Genomic DNA, 19,802 nt, shown 5'->3' with positions numbered 1-19,802 from the left:
ACTTACAGGATTCCGAAGCCGCGCAACGCTTTCAGCCCGAACCAGATGCCGAAGACCAGTCCGACGAGGACGACGATCGGGCGATTCTTGTCCTGCAGCCAGCGCAGCACCCGGTCCAGCACAGCGCGTGACCGGTCGCCGAATACGGCGGCGGCACCGATGATGATCAGGTTCCCGCTTGTCGCGAGCAGGACGAAGGCGATGTAAGAGGTCATGTGGCCGATTCGCCCCATGTCCGCGCTGCCGATCACGCCGATCGCGGCGAAGGTGAATACCCATGCCTTCACCGACACCGTGACGACACCCGCCCCGATGAAGAAGGCCTTGGTGGGTGTCGCCGACATCAGTACCTCCATCCATTTCGGTGGCGGCACATTCGGGTCTTCGTCACTCAGCAGCTCTCGCGCGGCGGTAACCAGCAACAGCACGGCAACAACGAGCAGTACGGTCGACACCACCCAGTGATAGGAGTGCTTCGAGTCGCCGCTGCGGGCGCCCCAGTGCAGGATGGTGCCGAAGACGAGGCCCTGTAGCAGCCTGGTGCCGACATGCCCGGAGATCCAGGCGCCGGCCGCCCGCAGGCGCGAAGGCGTGCCCAGCAACGTGATCGTGATCATGATTTCGATCGGTTCCAATGCGCCGCCGAGAATCAGCGGTACCAGGTCGCCCCACACGATTACTGCGAACCCATCGCCGAGCGCATCTCCGCCTCGGCCAGCGCTGCGGCCATATCGCCGGGCCGCGGCTCGATGGCGGCTTCGATTCGGTCGATACGCCCGGTGAATCGGAAGGCATGCCCGTACGGCGCCACCGGTGAACCGGTATCGATTCCGACGTCCAGTGTTTCGCCGCTCATCGAGAAGCGGAACGGGACGGTGCGCTCAATGCGGCCACTGGCCACGGTGCGCTCGCCGACCGACAGCGAGACCGTGGCCCCCTTGCCCAGTCCCCCGCCGTCATAATCGAACGAAACGCCCACGGTGGCAGGGCCTTCCGGCAACGGGTCCAGAGCACTCACCGTGGTGAGCCCATGGCCGAGATAGTTGTAGGTGAACATCGGGACGCCGTACTGCAGATACAGGCTCCACCCGGCCATCGCCCCACCGATGCAGATGACCACACCCTGCGCCCCGCCCGCCGGGATCACGACGTGCGCCCGCAACCGAAACGAGGTGCTGGTGTAGGTCAGGGTCGCCGTCTCGGGGATTCGCACGTGGCTGGGGTAATACGTGACGGAAGTGCGGTCGCCCAACAGGTTCGGCCTATTGACGGGTAGGGCCCGGGCCAGCGTGGCGTCGCTGAGCGGGTACACGTCGTACTTGCGGGCCTCCGAGTCGAACACGGCCTGCAGTTCGGCCAGTTTCTCCGGGTACCGGGTGGCGAGATCGACACCCTGGCTGAAGTCGTCGGCGAGGTGGTACAGCTCCCAGCGTTCGCCGTCGCCGAATGGGTGACTGCCGGTGCGCACCCAGGGCAGCCGGCCGTGAAAACACGACGCGATCCAGCCCCGATGATATATCGCGCGATTTCCGAATATTTCGAAATATTGTGTAGTTCTTCGGCTTTCGGCATCGGCATGGTTGAAGGAGTACTGCATGCTGACCCCTTCGATCGGTTTCTGTTCGACGCCGTTGACGCGCTCCGGCATCTCGATCCCGGCCGCCTCCAAGATCGTCGGCATGACGTCGATGACGTGGTGGAACTGACTTCGCTGCTCCCCCTTGGCTGTGATTCCGCGCGGCCATGACATGGCGAAGCCGTTGCGGGTGCCGCCGAAGTGGGAGGCCACCTGCTTCATCCACTGGAATGGAGCGTCGAGCGCCCACGCCCAGCCGACGTTGTAGTGGTTCTCGCACCGCGCTGTCCCGAAGTCGTCCAGATGGGCGAGCAGCCATTCGGGATCCTCGGGTAGACCGTTCTGGAACGAGGGTGAGCTCCATGCGCCATGGATGGTGCCTTCGGCCGAGGCGCCGTTGTCGCCGCAGATGTAGATGAACAGCGTGTTGTCCCACTGGTCCAGTTCGTCGATGGCGTCGATGACCCGCCCGATCTGCGCGTCGGTGTGGGCCAGGAAGCCGGCGTAGACCTCCATCAGACGCCGGGCCACCGGCTTGTAGCGGTCGTCATAATCCGCCCATGCCGGTATCTGTTGCGGTCGCGGCGTCAGCCCGGTGCCGGCGGGAACGATGCCCAGCTCGATCTGCCGCTGATAGATGCTCTCGCGCAGGGCATCCCAGCCGTCGTCGAACTGACCGGCGAACTTGTCGGACCAGTCCGGCCACACCTGGTGCGGGCTGTGTGTGGCACCCGGAGCGAAGTAGAGGAAGAACGGTTTACCGGGAGCCGAGGTTTGTTGACGTTGCATCCAGTCGATCGCGCGGTCGGCGAGATCCTCGGTGAGGTGGTAGTCGTTGCGGCCGAGATAGGGCTCGACCGGTGTGGTCTGGTCGAACAGGGCCGGCTCGTACTGCGAGGTGTCGCCACCCAGGAAACCGTAGAAGCGTTCGAAACCCAGCCCGGTGGGCCAGCGGTCGAATGGCCCGGTCGGTCCCAACTCCCAGGTCGGGGTGAAGTGTGCCTTGCCGAACAACGCGGTGTTGTAGCCGTTGCGTCGCAGGATCTCCGCGACGGTCGCGGTGCTCTGCGGCAGGATGCTGTCGTAACCTGGGAAACCATAAGCGATTTCGCAGATGGTGCCCATGTGCGCGCTGTGATGGTTGCGACCGGTCAGCAACGCGGCACGGGTCGGCGAGCACAGCGCGGTGGTGTGAAACTGGTTGTAGCGCAGACCGGTTCGGGCCACCCGGTCCAGCGCGGGCGTCGGCACCGGCCCCCCGAAGGTGCCTGCCGCCCCGAACCCGACATCGTCGAGCAGGACGACGACGACGTTGGGAGCGCCCTCAGGTGGATAGGTGACCGTCGGTTTCACCGGGGTGGACTCAGCGACCGAAGGCCCGATCACCCCGGCAAACGGTTCGGCAGTGCGCGGCAGATCGACCACTGTGCCTCCTTGTTGCCCGATGGCGTGGATAGTCTCACGCGGCAGGCCGGGTTCGGAGATAATTCGGCTATGCCCGTCAGCTCATTCGACGATGCCGGTGCTTTTCATCGTGCGATGCGGAGGCTCGCCGCGACGAAGGTGGGCCGGACGTTGTTCCGGCCGACGGCGCACCGGCTGGACCAGGTACTGAGCAAGCTCACCGCCGGGAAGTACAGCTTTGCCGGTGTCGCAGCCGGCCTGCCGTCGGTGATCCTTACGACCACCGGCGCGAAATCCGGCCAGCCCCGGACCGTTGCCCTGCTCGGCATCCCCCATCCCGACGGTGTCGCTGTGGTGGCCGCCAACTACGGCGACGAGAAGCATCCGGGCTGGTACTACAACCTCAAGGCGAACCCGGCCGCCACGGTGGTGATCGAGGGAGATAAGTGGACCGCCACCGCGCGCTTAGCGAATCCCGATGAACGCCAAGCAATTTGGTCCAGAGGCGTGGCGATCTATCCCGGTCTGGCCAAAGAGCAGGAGTGGGCAGGTGACCGTCGCATCGAGGCGTTCATCCTGGAGCGGCGCTGAGCCCCGTACCTCAACTGCGGCGGCCGGCCCAGTCGCACTGCGTCATTTCCGCTGACAGTTCCCACAGCTTCCGGGCCACCTCGGGATCGCGAGCTTTGCGGATTGGAACGGTGACCTTCGGCCTTCCCCATTGGTTGAACCGCGGCGCGAGGTAGGTGCCGCTGGGCCGATCCGTGCTCAGCGCCTCGATCGTGGCCCGTGCGCCGTTGGGCGCGCTCTGACCCAAGAACTCGAGTAAATGCTCTCCCAGCCAGTGCAATACGCCGGAGCTGTCGCGGGTGATGTCGGTATACGCCATACCCGGGTCGGACACGTACGCACGCAGACCACGCCTGGCCAGCTCGTCGGTGAACAACATGGTGGCCAACTTGGACTGGGCATAGGCCGGAAACATCGCGTACTTGCGGCGGCGCCAGTTGAGATCGTCGAAGTCGATCCGACCCAATACGTACAGCGCGCTGCCCACCGAGATCACCCGGTCGGTGATCTTGTCGGCCAGGCAGCAGGTCAACGCGAAGTGACCCAGATAGTTGGTGCCTATGTGCGCCTCGAAGCCGTCGGCGGTCCGGGTCAAGGGCAGCCCCAGCACTCCGGCGTTGTTGACCAACACATCAACGGATCGCATCGAGGCCGCGAAGGCTCGGATGCTGCTCAAGTCGGCCAGATCGAGGTGCCGCACTTCGACGTCGCCCGGCATCTCCGCGGCGGCCTGCTCGCCTTTGGGCAGCGTCCGGCAGGCAATCGTCACCTGGTGGCCCGCCGCGGCGAAGGCTGCGGCTGTCGCTTTTCCCAGCCCGCTGTTGCCTCCGGTTACAACGATTCGCATCAGTTGTACTTAATACGGCCTGTCATCAATTACTAGTGCACGCCCAGCGTGCCGTCGAGGTATTCGGCTCGGCAGGCTACTCGCGCCAGTTTGCCGCTGGTGGTGCGGGGAATAGCGCCGGCCGGCAGAAAACGCACATCGGCCACCGACAACCCGTGCCGGGCGAGCACCGCCGCGCGGATGGCGTCGATCGCGGGTTGCGGGTCGGCGCGGCTGGTTCCCGTGGCGCGCTCGGCGATGACGACCAACCCGGCGGGCACCGCGAACGCCGTCACATAACCCCGTCGGACCAGCGGCGACGCTTCGGCGACCGTGGCCTCGATGTCCTGGGGATAGTGGTTCCTGCCGTCGATGGTCACCAGGTCCGCCATCCGGCCGGTGACATACAACTCGCCGTCGAGGTAGACGGCCAGGTCACCGGTCCGCAGCCAGTCGCCGTCGACCTTTGCGCCGGCGGCGTGGCTGCCCTTGCCGAGGGTCGCACCCAACTTGGCGCCGAACGTCAGCCGCGTCTCCTCGGGCCGCCCCCAATAACCGCGCCCGACGTTGTCGCCCTGCAACCAAGGTTCGCCGATGCGACCGTCGGGCAGCTCGGCACCGGTTTCCGGGTCCACGATCACCGCCCAAAGGCTGCGTGCCACCTGGCCGCAGGACACCTGGCCGACGGCATTGGGCGCATCGGCGGCAACTTGAACAGCCCGGCCCGCGCCGAGTTGCTCGCGGTCGAGGTAGATCACCGACGTCTCCGCGGAGTGATCGATGGTGGCGATCATCAGCGTCGCCTCGGCGATGCCGTACGAGGGCTTGAAGGCTGTGCGCGGTAATGCGTAGGGAGCGAACGCTTTATTGAAATTCGCCACCGCGTCGATACTGACGGGCTCCGACCCGATGATCAGCACCACGTTGGAGAGGTCGATGTCCTCGCCGGGCGCCGGCAGTCCGCGCTGTGCCGCCCATTCGTAGGCGAAGTTCGGTGCGGCGGTGACCACTTGACCGATCCGCGAGCTCTCGGACAAGGCCTGGATCCAGCGCAACGGGCGACGCACGAACGCCGTCGGCGACATCAGTGTGGTGTGGCCGCCGTACACGGTCGGGAAGCCGATCATCGACAGGCCCATGTCGTGGTAGAGGGGTAACCAGCTGACGCCGTGGGTGTTCCGGTTCAGCAGGTCGATGGACAGGATCATCTGGGTGAGGTTGGTGGCGACCGCCCGGTGGGTGATCTCTACCCCGATCGGTGGCCGGGTCGCTCCGGAGGTGTACTGCAGATAGGCGACGGCGTCCATGTCCAGGTGGGCGGGGGCGAAATCGCGCTCCGCCTCGTCGGGAATCTCGTCGATGAGCAGCACCTGCGGGCGGTCCAGCTGGGCGAGCCCGGCCAGGAACTGTTCGATGGCGTCCTCGGCTGCCGCCGTCGTGAGGATGACCGTCGGTTGAGAGTCGCGCAGCGCGGTTTGCAGTCGCTCAGCGTGGCCGGGCAACTCCGGAGCGAACAACGGCACCGCGATGGTGCCGGCCTTGATCGCCGCGTAGTAGCCGATCACCCAGTCGATGCTCTGGGGTGCCAGGATCGCAACCCGGTCACCGGGGCCGGCGCACCGCTGCACGTGCGCGGCGACGGCTCGCAATCGGACCCCGAACTCGGACCAGGTGATCTCGTCGGCGCGCCCTTCACCGGAGCCGCCGTAGTTCAGGAAGCGGTAGGCGACGGTGTCGCCGACGTAGGTGATGTTGCGGTCGATCAGCGAGATCAGCGTCGTGTCCGGGGGCAGCGCGATGTTGCCGTCCGCGTCCAGGCAGTCCTCGATCTGCAGCAGCCCATCAGGTGCCGCGGGCGTCGGCCCGGTACCGCGATTCATGCGCGCATTCTATAAACGGCCGGGCGGCCGTTCGGGCAAGCCGTGGTGTGGTCCTGGCCACCTGGGCCGCATGAGGTCCTGTTCCGGGTGTGCCGGATTTTCGTGCTGTGAACGCGAAATCGCTTGAGCGATGAGGCTTTTTCCGCTAACCGATTTCGCCGGAAAGTGGTAATTTTGACGTTCGACCAGGTGGAAATCTCCATGCGGGAGGCGTCCAATTGAGCACAGCAGCGGAGCGCGCGGCGCAGCTGGCGCTGGTTTCCCGGCTCAAGACGATCTATCCCGAGGTTTCGGAGTGGCCGGCCCCGGACGAGATCACTCACGATCACTGGCTGGCGTATTTGAAGACCAGCCACGACGTCGGCGGTGAGCTTGACTACCCGCACCTGTACGAGAACAAAGAAGAAGAGCAGTGGGAGTTGATGACCTACGTGCTCTGCGAGGTTCTCGGCATGCGCGGCATCTGGGTCTCCGAGGAGCGGCGGCGACTGGGCAATGTCGATGTCGGCCGCGCCATCTACCTGGGCCTGCCCTACTACAGCCGCTGGCTGTGGTCGGTCGGCCGGCTGCTGATCGAGAAGAAGCACATCAGCTGGGGTGAATTGACCGACCGGCTCGCGGAAGTGCAGGCGCGGTATGCGGGCGGGTTGCAGGGGCGCCGCCCGGAGGCCCGGCCCAAGTTCGAAGGCGACGGCGCGAGTGTCCCCCGCAATAAACATCACATCGAGGCCGCCGGCATCGGCGATCCGCAGCGCTTCGCCGGTCAGGCGGGCGAGGCGAAGTTTCAAGTCGGACAACGTGTCCGGGTGCGGGAGTTGCCGGCGATGTTCTACACCCGCACACCGGAGTACGTCCGCGGTGCGGAAGGGATGATCGCTGAGGTCACCTACGAGAGCCCGGCGCCCGAAGACGAGGCGTGGGACCGCGAGGACGCCAAGCCCGAGTGGTTCTACATCGTGCGGTTCAACCAGGCGCAGCTGTGGGACAACTACACCGGGCACCCGAACGACACGTTGCAGACCGAGATCCCCGAGCGCTGGCTGCAAGCCGTGGGTTGAGAGGAGCCCGATCCGATCATGACCGACCACGACCACGAGCACCAGCGCACCGTCAAACCCATGGTCGACGAGATCACCGACTTCGAAGTGCTCGAGATCGCGCTACGCGAATTGTGCATCGAGAAAGGACTATTCACCGCCGAAGACCATCGGGTCTTCACGGAGTACGCCGAACAGATCGGCCCCACGCCCGCGGCCCGGCTGGTGGCCAAGGCGTGGCTGGACCCAGCGTTCAAGGACCTGGCGGTGACCGACGCGGTCGCGGCCGCCAGAGAGGTCGGCGTCGACTGGCTGGACCCGACCGGTTTCGGCACACCCAGCGACTTCGTGGCGTTCAAGATCCTCGAAGACACCCCGACGGTGCACCATGTCATCGTCTGCGCATTGTGCTCCTGCTACCCACGTCCGATTCTCGGCAACTCCCCCGAGTGGTACCGCACCCCCAACTACCGGCGGCGCATTGTGCGCTGGCCACGGCAGGTGCTCTCCGAGTTCGGCCTGCAACTGCCCGACGACGTCGAGGTGCGGGTGGAGGACTCGAACCAGAAGCACCGGTTCATGGTGATGCCGATGCGTCCGGCGGGCACCGAGGGCTGGACCGAGGACCAACTCGCCGAGATCATCACCCGCGACTGCTTGATCGGGGTCGCGTTACCCAAACCCGGGGTGACAACCAATGTGACTCCCCTGGTACGCCCCGCCGTCCGGCCCGTCGAAGCCTGACCCATGCGGGACGAAATCCCCTTGGCTGCAGGTGAATTCGCTGTCCTGGATGAGATCGCGGAGCATCGGCAGACCTGGCCGGTGATGGCGGCGAAGTACGGCGTCGACAACCCGCTTCCGCCGTGGAAGACCAGCCTGGATGGGCTGTGTGACGTGCTCGACCGCTCGTGTTACGGCGACGGGCGGATCGCGCTGACGTTCCAGGAACGCCGTGATGAAGAGGACGAGCTGTCGGCCAACCGTTACGCAGGTCTGCCGTTCCCGGAAAATCAGTTGGTCGCCTTGGCCTACTCGCTGCTCGCCCGCGGCATCATCAGCGAAGACGAGCTGCGTCAACGGCTCGACACGGTCCGCACCCGCCTCGAGGCGTAGACCGCGGCAGCTGGGTTACTCGCCGGCGGCCGGTTCGTAGTCGCCGGTGTCCTGGTACGACGCACCGAAGTGCGGGACCTCCAGCGGGCCGTCTTTCTTCGCGGCGGCGACCGCGCTGGTCAGCAACGGCGCCAGCCCCGCGAACGAGCCGACGTCGAACAGCAGCAGCGTCAGCAGGCGGTTGTGCACGTAGCCGAACGAGCTGCCGGACTCCGGATCCGCCCAGCCGACCGTCCCGCCCAGGCCGATGTGGCCGTAACCCTCCAAAAACCCTGGTAACGGCGATGATTGGTAACCCTGGTGGTAGGTGAAGGGCAGTCCGAGATTCAGGTCCGGCCACAGCTCGGCCTTGCCCTTCATGCCGGCCACGGCCTCCGACGACAGCAGTCGGGTGTCATCGATCATCCCGTCGTTGGCCAGCACCGCGTAGGTCTTGGCCAGCGCCCGGGCCGTCACCACCCCGTTGACCGCCGGCAGTTCACCGTCCAGGAACGGCATGTCGTCCTGCAGCATCCCCATGATGCCCGGGAAATAAATCGAACCGAGCAGCCCGGAGAACGAGAGGCCGGCCACCTTGGGTGCGATGAAATCCAGTAACGGTGTGGGGATCTTCGATTGCGGCAACAGCGTCTGCGCCGCCTTAGTGGGCGAATCGGCGGGTGGCCGGCCCAGGTGCAGCCCGTCAGTGTTCAGCGGGCGGGCAAGCTCTTCGCGGAACAACTCGCGCATGCCCTTCCCCGTGACGGCGCGGGCCAGACCCGACAGCAACCACCCGTAGGTGATGGCGTGGTAGGCCGTCTTGCCATGGGCATGGTCGACCGGGGCAGCCGCCAGCCGCTCCTCCATCTGCAGGTGATCCATGATGGTGTGCTTGTCGACACCCTTGAGGTGGGACAGGCCGGCGCGATGCCTCAGCACGTCACTGACCGTGATCTCGGACTTCCCGTTGGCGCCGAACTCCGGCCAGTACTCGGCGACCGGCGCATCGTAGGACAACAGCCCGCGATCGACCAGCATGTGAATGATGGTGGCCGCCAAGCCTTTTGTCGCGGAAAACACCATGGCACCGGTGTCTTCCGTCCAGGGCACCTTGCCCTTGCGATCGGAATAACCCGTCCACACGTCGACGACCGGTTTGCCGTCGATGAACACCGACAGACCGCCGCCTCCGAACATCTTCCCGGGGTAGAGGCCGGCGAACGCGCGAATGACATTGAGGAAGTGCGAATCGCAGGCTCCCTGCACGCCGGACGGGAGGCCATTGTCGGTGGTGAGGATGGTCGGTTTCGCCATACCGAGCATGATTGCAGCCTCAGGGCCACCCGGCGCACAGGATCGACAATTTTGTGGTACGCGTCCGCTACATCCAGATGCGGCCCAGCGAGTCGGCCAGGGCTTCCGGGTCCTGCTTGTCGACGTTGCAGCTGACTGCGACCGACGTGCGCCGGTCGGCGCTGACGCGAAATGCGGTGACGAACCCGGCCCAGGCACCGTCGTGGTCCAGCATGCCATTGGCGAGGGAGTAGATGCCGGCGCCGTAGCGATCGCCGCCGCCGGGCTCGGTCTGCACCGCTCCGGACAGCTGCGCGTCGAGGAGGCCGGGGCCGCCCACCTTGCCCGTGCGGTAATTGTCGGCCCAGCGAACCAGCTGGCTCGGCGTGGTCTGGATGCCGCCGTCGCCGACCTGCTCCCACTTGGAGTCAGCGGGCTGATACTTGGTGCCGCCCTGAGTTTCGGTATACGACAACGCTTTCGCAGGCATGTTCGCGATCGGGTCCATCACCATGACCAGGCTCAAAGGCGTGAATACCTCCGCACTCAGGTAGTCCGGGAGTGGCTTGCCCGACAGCCGGTGCACGGTTTCACCCAGGAGCAGGTAGTTGGAATTGGAGTACTCGAAACGGGCGCCGGGTTTGAACACCAGCTCCGGCACGGCGGCCAGAACCTGCAGGGCCTGTGCCTCGGTGGTCCGGTCGGCGTAGCTGAAACCCTGTTCCTGCAGCAGGCCGACGTAGTCGGGGATCCCGCTGGTGTGATGCATCAGCTGGGCCAGAGTGACGTCGGCGGCCCACGGCGGCATCTCCGGCAGGTACTGGGCGAGCGAATCGTCCATCGTCAGCTTCCCCGCGGCAGCCAGCAGCAGGACCGCGGTAGCCGTGAACTGCTTGGATACCGAGGCAATGTCGAACACCGTCTCCGCGGTGATCTTCGCTCCGTTGCTGATGTCGGCCAGTCCGGCGATCCCGGTCCAGGCAACCTTTCCCTCGACGCCGACCGCCGCCGAACAACCCGGGCCGTCGGCTTTGACCGCGGTGTCCAGCACGTTCTGGCTGCTGCTCGCCTTTACCGCCGACGTTGTGGTGGTGGCTGCGGGCGTGTGCGCGGGTGCTGTTTCGGTGCATGCGACGAGCGCCAGCGAAGACAGCAACGGCAGCGCCACCGATCGGAAGATCGTTCGGATGCCATGGGACAGGGTCGTCGGGGATACCGCCATGGAGTCAACTGTCGGAGCGCAGCAGCCGTCCGACCAGTGACCGGTTCGGGTCGGCTTCCCGCTCGGCGAGCATCAGCTCGATGCCGTGTTCGACCGCGGCCGCGGTGCGTTCACGCACCTTGCGTGCGGCGTTGTCGTTGGCTTCCTGTCCGCTGAACTCCGTGGTGTTGATCGGCTCGCCGAACCAGTAGTACTGGCGCTCGGGCCTGGGCACCGGCGTCAATCCGACACCACGCACCAGGGGCGGTCCGTCGGGCGAGCCGAGCAGCTTTTCCGTCAGGAATTTCATCGGCGCCATCAGCGGAGACTCGTTGTCCAGAATTATGTCGATGCCATGTTCGGCGCCCACCGAAGCGAACGGGATGATCGGATACCCGTATTGAATTGCCAAGCGCGCGAAGCCGAGTCGGTTCTTCCACACCAACTTGTACTGCTCGTTCTTGAGCTTGTTGACCTCGCGGCCGCCGCCGGGGAACACCATCACCAACTCGCCCCGCCGCATCAACTCGGATGCGTTTTCGCGGGTGCCGTCCACGACGCCCATGCGGGTCAGCGCATCGCCCCAGCCGGGAACCTTGAAGTGCGCGTGGTCGCCGAGGGAGCGGACCATCCTGCCCCGCTCCCACAGTTCGGCGGCCAGCAACGGAGCGTCCACCATGCCGAGCGTGTTGTGGTTGCCCACCAGCAGGGCGCGTTCGGTAGGCACGTTGTCGATGCCGTAGACCTTGGGCTTGATCAGCTTTCGCAGCGGCTTGATCAGGTTCAGCGCCGCGGTGACGTCGGCCTTCGTGGGGGTGGGCGGGACGGATACGGTGTCGGCGTTTGGCACACCGAGAGTATGCCTCTGTCCGCGGTTGTGCGGAATCGTTTTGGCCGGTCAGATCCCCGGCGGTACCGACCTGAGCCGGCCCGGTAGGGTACCCGGCAGCACATTCTCGGGCAGTCGTCACGGTGGGAGTCAGGCATGTCGGGTCGTAAGTTCACGTTCGAGGTCAACAAGACCACCAGCGCGCCGCCTGCGACAGTGTTCCGGTTGGTCGCCGATGGAGGCAACTGGTCGTCCTGGGCGAAGCCGATCGTCGTCTCCTCGAGCTGGGTTCGCCAGGGAAACCCGGCGCCCGGCGGGGCTGGCGCGATTCGTAAACTGGGCATGTTTCCGGTGTTCGTGCAGGAGGAGACTGTCGAGTACGAACAGGATCGCCGGCACGTCTACAAGCTGGTGGGTTCGCCGCAGCCGGCGAAGGACTACCAGGGCGAGGTGGTTCTCACCCCCACTGCGTCGGGAGGCACCGACATCCGCTGGAGCGGCTCGTTCACCGAAAAGGCCCGCGGCACCGGCCCGGCGGTCCGGGCGGCGATGGGCGGTGCGGTCAAATTCTTTGCCGGCAAGCTGGTTCAGGCCGCCGAACGCGAAGCCGGAACTGCCCGATAAGCGGTGGGGCGCAGTGCCTTTCGTTGCTACTTCGCGCTGAGCTCGTCCTGGTACTTCTTGGTCATGTGCTCGATGGCCTGCAGCTGGGTGGCGGCCAGGTCGTCGCGCATCTGCCCGGCGCGCGTCGCAGCGTCGAGCGTGGGTTGTCCCTGGCCCTGAAAATGCGGCATCACTTCGGCGGCGAACAGTTCGGCTGAGCGTCTGGTCGCGGCCGGATTCGCCCACTCGTGACCCATCTGCAGCATGCAGCCGAAACCGCCTGACTGATCCCACAACCGCTGCACCTGTTCGCGTGCCCGTTCCGGCGTGCCGATGACTCCGGCGCCGTTGTCGTTGATCATGTCGATCATTTCGTCGAGCCGATCCCCCGGCATCGTCATCTGCGGGAAGGCGGCGACCTTCTGGAAGTAGCGGAACCAGGGCTCGATGCCGAACTTCACGTCGGCGCGGGCCTGCTCGTCGGTTTCCGCGATGTGCATGGGGCCCACCAGACTCCAGTTGCTCCGATCGACTTGGGTGCCGAAGGCCTGGGCTCGCTCTTCGACGATGCCCCAGTGGTAGGCCAGCGCGTCGAAGCCTTCGATGGTCAGCGTGGCGCCGATCGACAGCAGGCCGATGCCGTGCTTGCCGGCCAGGCGGGCACCGGTCGGTGATGCGACCGCCGCCACCGCCAGCGGAATCCCGCCGTCGGAATAGGGAGCAAGTTGCAGTTTCGCGTCATAAAGCTGATGGGTGGCGGTCTTGGCGGAGACGGTCTCCCCCGCCAGCAGGCGGACGACGATGTCGAGATTGGTTTCCAGCAACTCGCGGGTGTCGGTGGGAGTCAGTCCGATCATCGACGAGTCGGTGGGCAGCGAGCCCGGCCCGACCCCGCCGATGATGCGGCCGTGGGTGAGGTGATCGAGCAGCATCAACCGGTCGGCAACCCAGAGTGGGTTGTGGTACGACAGCGAGATTACGCCCGTGCCGAATCGAATTCGCTTGGCGCGCTGGGCCGCAGCGCCGATGAACACCTCCGGGGAGCTGATGATTTCGCTGCCGGCGGAGTGATGCTCGCCGATCCACGCCTCGTCGAAACCGAGCGCGTCGAGGTGCTCGACGAACTCCAGGTCACGTTGCAGGGCGAGCGTCGGGTTGGTGCCGGCGCGGTGAAAAGGGGCGATGAAGTATCCGAACCTGAGCTTCGCCATTGGGGCTCCCTTGCAATTGCCGCTGTCCGAACACTAGCCCGATGACGATGCGCACCGGAATGGTGGGCTGAGGAGTCGGGCAAGACTTGCGAGCCCGATGACGATGCGCACCGAAATGGTGCCGGACGACAAACGAGGACCGGGTTGCCCCGGTCCTCGTCTGGAGATCGTCGGTTGTTGCGCGCGATCAGGGAATGCTGCCGCAGATGTTGCCGACGCAACCGCCGCCGCCACCCGGACCGCCACCGCCACCGCCGACTCCGGGAATGCTGCCGCTGCCGCCACCGGGGCCGCCGCCGCCGGTCGGGCCGCCCGGAACACTGCCGCCACCACCACCGGGGCCGCCGCCGCCGGTCGGGCCGCCCGGAACACTGCCGCCACCACCATTGGGTCCGCCGGTGCCGCTCGGTCCGGGTGCGCCACCGGGCTGGGTTTCCGAGGGCGCCGCGCCGCTGGAGGGAGCAGTGCTGGACATGGTCGTCGGTGTCGTCGACGACGACGGGGTGGTGCTGCTGCTCGGGCCTTTGTTATCTCCGCCGCCACAGGCGACGGCCATGACGAGCATGGCTCCACCGCCGAAGGTTGCGAGGGCAGTCCTAGCTCCAGTTCTCATCAGCTTCCAATCTCCACTCTCGTCTTGCAGGGATGCCTGGGCCGCATACCCCGTAACCTGCGCGTGGAAACTGCTGACGACGGCATCTTCCCGGCCCTTGGAAATCGAACGGCCTGAACGCGCCGCGAGCAGAGCCACGTAATGCGGGCAGGTGGCCCGAATCCTGTTAGCGCTCAGGAGCATTGGGAAGGCGGCTGGCAAACCGGCCCGGGCGCGCGGTCGGTGAGCTGCCGGCTATGTCTGGCGGGCGTCGGCGGTTTGATGCTGTGGTGGAGCCGTCGCCCGCGCCGTCCCTCGCCTACCTCGGGATGTAAAACCGCTGGAAGTGAACGGCTTTCTTGACTTTGAAGCACCCAGGCGAAGGCAAGAAAGCCGATTTAGCCGAATATGCACATTTGTGAGACATAGTAACCAGTTGTGCAGATTGTGTTTGGGCGTCTTCAAGATCATTCCACGACATGAGCGGTCCCGTCGCAGCGGCGACCGAATTCCCTTGCTGCACTGCGTGCTCCGCGTCAGAGCGACGGAGCCTGGCTTTGACAAAGCAGGCGGAACTCCCGCTCCGTCTTTGCCATGTAAAGTAATTTTTCACGCACGCTCATTAATTATCACAGTTCGATAACGTTTAGATCTCGGTTAGATAAATCGGCCGGTTTGCACCCCGGATCACCGCGTAACTTGTCCGCTACGAACACCAGTCTGTCGTCGTCCGTGGGTGGGGGGTCTCACCGGTCGTCAGGGGCTGTCATGGCGTGATGCCACCTTAGAGAGGTAAGGCGATGAGCTTTTTTGTGCTGCCCCCCGAGATCAATTCGGCTCTGATACATGCAGGGGCGGGAGTGCAGCCGATGTTGGCGGCGGCGGCCGCGTGGGAAGGGCTTGCAGACGAGTTGGGCACAGCCGCGGCGTCTTTTGAATCGGTGACGTCGGGGTTGGTCGGTGGTGCATGGCAGGGAGCGGCATCGTTGGCGATGGCGGCCACCGCCGCGCCGTATGCGGGGTGGCTCGCTCTTGCCGCATCGCAAGCCACGCAGGCGGCCACCCAGGCCGGAGCGCTGGTCGCCGAGTTCGAGGCGGTCCGGGCGGCGATGGTGCTGCCGGAGTTGGTGTCGGCCAACCGGAGTCAGCTGGTATCGCTGGTGTTTTCGAACCTGTTCGGACAAAACGCTCCCGCGATCGCCGTCATGGAGAGCTTCTACGAAGAGATGTGGGCTCTGGATGTATCGGCGATGTCGGCCTACCATGCCGGGGCCTCGGCAATTGCCGCGAGCCTGACACCGTTCGCGCAACCGGCGAATTTCCTGGCGCTGTTGCAGACCTCTATCGAGCCGAACTTCAACGTGGGCTTCGCCAACTCGGGCTACGGCAGCATTGGTGCGGCGAATTCCGGCAACGTGAACATCGGCAGCGCAAACATCGGTAACTACAATCTCGGTGCCGGCAATATCGGTAGCGGCATCCTCGGTTTCGGAAATCTGGGTGACAGCAACGTCGGCTTCGGCAACGTCGGCACCGGCAACCTGGGCTTCGCCAACATCGGGCCGGGGCTTACCGCGGGCCTGCAGAACTTCGGCTTCGCCAACATCGGGAACAATAACGTCGGTTTCGGCAATACCGGCAACGGCAACATCGGCTTCGGCAATACCGGCAACGGCAACATCGGCTTCGGACTCACCGGCGACAATCAGGTGGGTTTCGGTGCACTCAACTCCGGCACCGGGAACATCGGTATTGGTAACTCAGGTACCGGTAACGTCGGCTTGTTCAACTCCGGCACCGGAAACTTCGGCCTCGGCAACTCCGGCAGCTTCAACACCGGCTTTGGCAACGCGGGCATCGCCAACACGGGCCTGTTCAATGTCGGCAATGTCAACACCGGTCTTGCCAACCTGGGCAGCTACAACACCGGCAACTTCAACATCGGGGGCCTGAACACAGGCGATTTCAACCTGGGCAACTCCAACACCGGCTTCATGAACCCCGGCGACCTCAACACCGGCTTCGGCAACACCGGCGACGTCAACACCGGCGCATGGAATCTGGGCAATTACAACAACGGAATGTTCTGGCGGGGCGACTACCAAGGCCTGGGCGGCTTCTCCGGCACGATCACCATCCCAGCGGCAGGGTTGAACCTCGGTGGCCTGGGCAGTCTCGGCCCACTCACCGTGCCGCCCATCACCATTCCCCAGATCAGCTTAGGCATCGACAGCAACGGCGCGCTGGTCGGACCGATCGCCGTTCCTCCGATCGCGATTCCGCCGATCGGCTTGGGAATCAACAGTTCTGGCGCGCTGGTAGGTCCGATCACCGTTCCGCCCATCACCATTCCCAATATCGGGTTAGGTATCAACAGCAATGGTGCGTTGGTCGGATCGATCACGGTGCCGCCGATCACGATTCCCAAGATTGGCTTGGGTATCAACAGTAACGGTGCTCTCGTCGGCCCAATCGGCATCCCGCCCATCGGTATTCCTGCGATCGGCTTGGGTATCAATAGCAATGGTGCTCTCGTCGGCCCGATCAGCATTCCGCCCATCAGTATTAATCCAATAACGTTAGATTTGACGAGCCAGACGCTGTCCATCCCGATTCAGATTCCCCAATCACCCTTCAATTTCGCCTTGATCGGTCTGCCGTCCGCCCCGGGAACCATCGGTCCCTCCCAGATCGACCTGACCGTTGGCGGTATCAGCGTGGGCGGCAGCATCGGCGGGATCAACACCCCCACCATCAACCTTCCCGGGATTCCCCTGGGTATCAACGTCGGTGGCACCATCGGCCCGTTCAGTACTCCGCCGATCACGCTTCCCGGGATTCCGTTGGGTATCCAGGTAGGTGGTGATCTGGGTCCCGTAACGTTGTTCCCGAATGGTTTGACTCTTGACCCGATTCCGTTGGCTATCAACGTGGGTGGTGGTCTGGGTCCGCTGACGTTGTTCCCGAATGGTTTGGCTCTTGACCCGATTCCGCTGGGTATCAACGTGGGTGGTGGTCTGGGTCCGCTGACGTTGTTCCCGAATGGTTTGGCTCTTGACCCGATTCCGTTGGGCGTCAACGTGGGTGGTGTTCTGGGCCCCCTGACCACACCGCCGATCACCATTTCCCCCATACCGCTGGGTCTGCAAGTCACCGGCAGCGCCGGCCCTATCGAAATCCCGATCAACATCGGTGGCACTCCCGGCTTCGGGAACTCGACCGGATCGCCGTCGTCCGGGTTCTTCAACAGTGGCAGCGGCAGTACCTCCGGCTTCGGCAACATCGGGGCGGGTGCGTCCGGTTTCTGGAACGCCGCGTCGAACGCATTGGGGAGCTCCGGCCTCTTCAACGTCGGTCCGCTGACATCGGGCATCGCGAACCTCGGCAATTCTGTCTCTGGTCTGTTCAACACCGGCACACTCGGCCAGGCGACAGCCTCGTTCACCTCGGGTGTCGCCAATGTCGGTGACCACGTGGCCGGCATCCTGCAGGGCGGGTCAGCGGGCCCGCCCCTGAGCCTGGGCTTCGCGAACAACGGCAGCCTCAACGTGGGTGCCGCCAACGTCGGCAACTACAACCTCGGTCTCGGAAATGTCGGAAACCTCAACTTCGGCGCCGGCAACGTCGGCGGCACGAGTCTTGGCTTCGGCAACCTCGGCGACAACAATTTTGGCTTCGGCAATGTCGGTGCGGGCAACTTCGGGTTCGCCAACGCCGGTGCCGGGCTCACAGCGGGTCTGCAGAACATCGGCTTCGGAAATATCGGCAACCTGAACATCGGCTTCGGCAACGTCGGCAACGGCAATATCGGCTTCGGCAATACGGGCAACGGCAACTTCGGGATCGGGCTGACCGGCGACAATCAAATCGGGTTCGGCGCGTTGAACTCCGGCAGCGGCAACCTCGGCTTCGGCAACTCCGGAACCGGCAACGTCGGGTTCTTCAATTCTGGCACCGGAAACTTCGGCATCGGAAACTCCGGCAGTTATAACAATGGCGTGGGCAACGCGGGCAACGCCAATAGCGGCTTGTTTAATGTCGGCAGCGTCAACACCGGCTTCGCCAACACGGGTAGTCACAACACCGGCAATTTCAACGCCGGCAGCGTCAACACCGGCGACTTCAACCCAGGCAATGTCAACACCGGGGTGCTGAACCCCGGTGACATCAACACCGGCTTCGGCAACACCGGCAATGTGAACACCGGCGCCCTGATCCCGGGGAACTACAGCACCGGTATGTTCTGGCGAGGCGACTACCAGGGGATAGTGGGCGGCTCCGTCGCAATCACAATTCCCACAGTTCCGTTGAGTGTCAACGTGATCGGTGCTGCCGGCCCGATCACTGTGCCCGACATAACGATTCCGGGGATCCCGCTGGATTTGCTGGCTGGCGGCGGAGTGGGGCCTATCACGGTGCCCGCAATCGATATCCCCCCCATCCCGCTAAACCTCTTGGCTACGGGTGGCGTGGGGCCGATCACGGTGCCCAGTATCGACATCCCCCCCATCCCGTTGAGCTTGATGGCGACTGGTGGAGTGGGGCCGATCACGGTGCCGGCAATCGGCATCCCCCCCATCCCGTTGAACTTGTTGGCTGCCGGCGGTATCAACGGCGTGACTGTGCCTCCCATCACGATTCCCGCAATTCCGATAAACCTGAGTGCAGGCGGCACAATCGGCGGCGTCGTCGTCCCGGACATCAGCATCCCTGGCATCCCGGTGAAACTCAATGTGACGGTGCCCGTAGATGTCACCATTCGAGTCGTTCCATTCAGGGTTCCCGGACTCTCCGGCCTGCCGGACGTCCTCAATGGCAGCATCGGCCCTATCACGCTGAGCCACTTCGAGATCGGACCGGTAGTCAGCGGCACCACCGGCAACATCTTCGTCAACGGGTTCGGCATTCCCCGGTTCGACCTCAATATCCCGCTGGTGGGCGCGACATCCGAGTTCACCATCGCTCAGATCAACATCCCCGAGTTCGGGCTGAACATTCCACTGAGCGGCGCCACCAGTGAGTTCAGCATCGGTGGTTTCAGCATTCCCCGAATCGACCTGGGCATCCCGCTAAGCGGCACCACAGCGGGATTCAGCATCGGTGGTTTCAGCATTCCCCGAATCGACCTGGGCATCCCGCTAAGCGGCAGCACCAGTGGGTTCACCATAGGTGGCTTTAGCATCCCGAGGATTGGCCTCGACATTCCGCTGAGCGGCAGCACCGGCGCGTTCACTATTCCCGGGTTCAGTATCGGCGCCGCCCCGCTGAACGTCACGATGAACGGTGGGCTGGGCCCGATCACCATCCCGATCAACTTCAATGGCACCCCGGGTTTCGGGAACGTGACCACCGCACCGTCCTCCGGCTTCTTCAACAGCGGTGCAGGGAGTGTCTCGGGCTACAGGAATGTCGGGTCGGCCGCCTCGGGCTTCTTCAACCAGGTGCCGGCCACGCTGCTGGGCGCGGTGTCGGGTTACAACAACGTCGGCGAGTTCTTATCGGGCGTGTCGAACTGGGGTAACACCATGTCGGGGCTTGCAAACACGAGTTCGGTGGGTCTCATGACGGCGGCATTCAATTCGGGTGTCCGTAACATCGGCGAAAAGCTGGCGGGCTTCTTCACCACTGGCACCGGGCCGTAGCCGACCACTTTCGGTATTCGGCGAGCGCGACGAAGATGTCGCC

The 19,802-nt window shown here is 64.5% G+C and carries 15 protein-coding genes; 6 read left to right on the top strand and 9 right to left on the bottom strand.

Annotated features, from left to right (window positions below; all coding sequences use genetic code 11):
* Positions 1–2: 2 nt before the first annotated feature.
* Complete coding sequence (locus tag C0J29_RS16320; protein WP_242460446.1) at positions 3–674, bottom strand: GAP family protein; 672 nt, start codon at positions 672–674, stop codon at positions 3–5.
* Between the two features lie 2 nt (positions 675–676).
* The gene (locus C0J29_RS16315; protein ID WP_120792947.1) at positions 677–3,001 is read right to left on the bottom strand and encodes an arylsulfatase; all 2,325 of its coding nucleotides are present in this window, start codon (positions 2,999–3,001) and stop codon (positions 677–679) included.
* Between the two features lie 69 nt (positions 3,002–3,070).
* On the opposite strand from C0J29_RS16315, the gene C0J29_RS16310 reads away from it, so the two are divergent.
* Positions 3,071–3,571 (top strand): nitroreductase family deazaflavin-dependent oxidoreductase, encoded by a 501-nt coding sequence (locus C0J29_RS16310; protein WP_120792946.1) that lies wholly within the window; start codon positions 3,071–3,073, stop codon positions 3,569–3,571.
* A gap of 10 nt (positions 3,572–3,581) precedes the next feature.
* On the opposite strand, the gene C0J29_RS16305 is transcribed toward C0J29_RS16310, so the two are convergent.
* Positions 3,582–4,397 (bottom strand): SDR family NAD(P)-dependent oxidoreductase, encoded by an 816-nt coding sequence (locus tag C0J29_RS16305; protein WP_120792945.1) that lies wholly within the window; start codon positions 4,395–4,397, stop codon positions 3,582–3,584.
* A 32-nt stretch (positions 4,398–4,429) separates the two neighbouring features.
* Complete coding sequence (locus tag C0J29_RS16300; RefSeq protein ID WP_120792944.1) at positions 4,430–6,256, bottom strand: fatty acyl-AMP ligase; 1,827 nt, start codon at positions 6,254–6,256, stop codon at positions 4,430–4,432.
* Positions 6,257–6,474: 218 nt separating this feature from the next.
* Between C0J29_RS16300 and C0J29_RS16295 the strand changes: the two genes are divergently transcribed.
* The 3 genes from C0J29_RS16295 to C0J29_RS16285 are packed head-to-tail and all read left to right on the top strand — an operon-like array spanning position 6,475 to position 8,409.
* Complete coding sequence (locus tag C0J29_RS16295) at positions 6,475–7,314, top strand: SH3-like domain-containing protein (protein WP_120792943.1); 840 nt, start codon at positions 6,475–6,477, stop codon at positions 7,312–7,314.
* A gap of 18 nt (positions 7,315–7,332) precedes the next feature.
* Entirely contained in the window at positions 7,333–8,037 is a 705-nt protein-coding gene (scnC, locus tag C0J29_RS16290) for a thiocyanate hydrolase subunit gamma (protein WP_120792942.1), read from the top strand.
* A gap of 3 nt (positions 8,038–8,040) precedes the next feature.
* A complete protein-coding gene (locus C0J29_RS16285; protein WP_174814846.1) occupies positions 8,041–8,409 on the top strand; it encodes a thiocyanate hydrolase in 369 nt (122 codons plus the stop codon).
* 15 nt (positions 8,410–8,424) lie between these two features.
* Here the strand turns inward: C0J29_RS16285 and lipD are convergent, their stop codons facing one another.
* The 3 genes from lipD to C0J29_RS16270 all read right to left on the bottom strand — a co-directional run bounded on the left by lipD (position 8,425) and on the right by C0J29_RS16270 (position 11,768).
* On the bottom strand, positions 8,425–9,702 hold the full coding sequence (lipD, locus tag C0J29_RS16280) for a lipase LipD (RefSeq protein WP_065043742.1): 1,278 nt from the start codon (positions 9,700–9,702) through the stop codon (positions 8,425–8,427).
* Positions 9,703–9,769: 67 nt separating this feature from the next.
* Positions 9,770–10,903 (bottom strand): serine hydrolase domain-containing protein, encoded by a 1,134-nt coding sequence (locus C0J29_RS16275; protein WP_120792941.1) that lies wholly within the window; start codon positions 10,901–10,903, stop codon positions 9,770–9,772.
* Between the two features lie 4 nt (positions 10,904–10,907).
* A complete protein-coding gene (locus C0J29_RS16270) occupies positions 10,908–11,768 on the bottom strand; it encodes a lysophospholipid acyltransferase family protein (RefSeq protein ID WP_120792940.1) in 861 nt (286 codons plus the stop codon).
* Between the two features lie 99 nt (positions 11,769–11,867).
* Here C0J29_RS16270 and C0J29_RS16265 point away from each other — a divergent pair, with 99 nt between their 5' ends.
* The gene (locus tag C0J29_RS16265; protein ID WP_120792939.1) at positions 11,868–12,335 is read left to right on the top strand and encodes an SRPBCC family protein; all 468 of its coding nucleotides are present in this window, start codon (positions 11,868–11,870) and stop codon (positions 12,333–12,335) included.
* 26 nt (positions 12,336–12,361) lie between these two features.
* Here the strand turns inward: C0J29_RS16265 and C0J29_RS16260 are convergent, their stop codons facing one another.
* Both C0J29_RS16260 and C0J29_RS32860 read right to left on the bottom strand, forming a co-directional pair.
* Positions 12,362–13,525 carry an LLM class flavin-dependent oxidoreductase gene (locus C0J29_RS16260; protein ID WP_120792938.1) on the bottom strand — a complete coding sequence of 388 codons (1,164 nt, stop codon included), beginning with the start codon at positions 13,523–13,525 and terminating at the stop codon, positions 12,362–12,364.
* A gap of 187 nt (positions 13,526–13,712) precedes the next feature.
* A complete protein-coding gene (locus C0J29_RS32860; protein ID WP_162951488.1) occupies positions 13,713–14,138 on the bottom strand; it encodes a hypothetical protein in 426 nt (141 codons plus the stop codon).
* Positions 14,139–14,917: 779 nt separating this feature from the next.
* Between C0J29_RS32860 and C0J29_RS16250 the strand changes: the two genes are divergently transcribed.
* A complete protein-coding gene (locus tag C0J29_RS16250) occupies positions 14,918–19,759 on the top strand; it encodes a PPE family protein (protein WP_120792937.1) in 4,842 nt (1,613 codons plus the stop codon).
* Positions 19,760–19,802 lie beyond the last annotated feature (43 nt).

The organism is Mycobacterium paragordonae, assembly GCF_003614435.1.
Classification (GTDB): Bacteria; Actinomycetota; Actinomycetes; order Mycobacteriales; family Mycobacteriaceae; genus Mycobacterium; species Mycobacterium paragordonae.
This window is presented reverse-complemented; position numbering and strand designations above follow the sequence as displayed.